At 33.1% G+C, this 1,894-nt stretch carries 2 protein-coding genes and 1 pseudogene; all 3 read right to left on the bottom strand.

Going from position 1 to position 1,894, the window contains the following annotated elements; all coding sequences use genetic code 11:
* Window positions 1–206 precede the first annotated feature (206 nt).
* Window positions 207–299 (bottom strand): annotated as a pseudogene (locus DFQ02_RS12840) (DUF1508 domain-containing protein); the annotation flags it as partial.
* 275 nt (window positions 300–574) lie between these two features.
* A complete protein-coding gene (locus DFQ02_RS12830; RefSeq protein ID WP_116524849.1) occupies window positions 575–853 on the bottom strand; it encodes a hypothetical protein in 279 nt (92 codons plus the stop codon).
* A gap of 5 nt (window positions 854–858) precedes the next feature.
* On the bottom strand, window positions 859–1,894 hold a 1,036-nt coding region (locus tag DFQ02_RS12825), incomplete at its 5' end, for an RES domain-containing protein (protein ID WP_181896419.1).

Here is a 1,894-nt window from a genome sequence, read left to right as displayed (position 1 = left end):
TCATCATCTTTTTCCTGTCCTTGGAAGCCGTAACGGTAACTATCACTGGAACCGTGACGATTAGGCTGCAGCATTCCGAAAGGGTTGTAATCAATATATTAAAGAACGTCTGGAATAAAAATACTACTTTTTATCAATTTGTGATGGTCTATGTAAATCAAAAACGAGTATGCACTAATGCACACTCGTTTTATTAAATCAATTATCTATGAATTATCTTCTACAGATGCATCAGGTGCATTATGTTTTACAGAAGCAATACCGTTTTTCATAGCACTATTACTTGAATACACTTTACTGCTACTAACTACTAGTTAGCGGTCAATGAAAGTAATGGTTTAATTTTAAAGTTTCTTTGTCAATTTTCTAGCAAAAACAAAAAAGAGGAACGCTAATATAATTGCTATTATAATGCCAGTTGTACCTATATAAAGATGATTTAATTGGACTCTAGACAGTTTAGGCTTATCAAAGAAAAAAGTAATTTGCAATATATCTCTTATTGCAAAAAATATAAATATAAGACATAACACGAAAAACAAATAACCTAACCTCTTTTTTGGTATCATAACTTCTAAAAACGCATTAACATTACCTTAAGTCTATTCAACAAATTACCTTCCAAACAATCAACAGGTCTTAGCCCATTCAAGGCTGGACTATTTTCATTTATCCATTTGAGACTATTTTCAGCACCTAATAACTCATAAATAACAATTGACAAGTCTTCATTCTTATTTAAATTGTTATATAGTTGACTATAATCAACATTACATTGTAAAGATGAGTGTTTTGGAAAAACTGATACAAATTTTTCCCATGAATCATCTCCTTTATAAAATTTTTCTAACATATTAATTAATCTTCTACTTCTCCAAAAATTATCACATTTGCTCCTGATTTATCCCTTGCAGATGGCGCAATAATACCGTCATATCCATTTTGTCTCGCATAAGTTCCAATTTTTTGCGTAATATCATAGCCATCAGAAGTTAAATCTTTTAAAGTAACACCTAGTTCTTTACGTACTTTAGCATCTGTCAAATCTAATGCGTTATTTAACTTTACATCTTTTGATACAACAACTCTGCCACCTAATGCATTATAATGACTTATTTCTGCTTTAGCCGTTTCCTTTGTAATTCCAGCATAAACAGCAGCTTCTCCAGGTTTAGAATATCTATGGTCAGCAGCTTTATTATATTTATTTACTTGCCAAGTCCCATCAACTCTGTCTGGTTGTTCATAACGATATACTTTTCCTTCCCATTTTGTACCAACTCTACCGCTTTTTAAAACCCTTTTGAAAATTAATGCTATCGCAATATCCCTAACCAAATTTGCCATTATTTCTTGGTCAGTAACAAAGTCTCCACTTGTAATAGCTCTTAAAGGGTCTTCTTGGAATTTAGCAAAATCCCCTATATAATTGCCATTACCAAGCTCTCCATTATGTCTTTGACTACCACCACCAACTGCTGTGAATGTATAGGAGATATATGAGTTTTTTGGACCGGGAACTTCTACAGTTACATAATCAGTTTCTAATCTATTTGGTATAAGTAAATAGTCAACTGTTTTATTAAACTTTAATTGAGGGTCTTCTTTTCTTAAGTCTAAAACGTACCAATCTCCTTCTAGGCCTTCAATTTCTTTTAATGCTATTGGTGAATTACTTGCAAATTGATAAGGTGTTAAGTCAGAGTATTCGTGTGCAAGTGGGTCTACTGCAAAGAAACGTCCAACTCTTGGGTCGTGCATACGGAATTTATAATTATATGAATTCCCTTCCCCCTTAACTTCATCATCTTTTTCCTGCCCTTGGAAGCCGTAACGGTAGCTATCACTGGAACCATTACGGTTAGGAACAAGCATTCCGAAAGGATAGTAATCA

Source organism: Seonamhaeicola aphaedonensis (genome assembly GCF_003386195.1).
Taxonomy (GTDB): Bacteria; Bacteroidota; Bacteroidia; order Flavobacteriales; family Flavobacteriaceae; genus Seonamhaeicola; species Seonamhaeicola aphaedonensis.
This window is presented reverse-complemented; position numbering and strand designations above follow the sequence as displayed.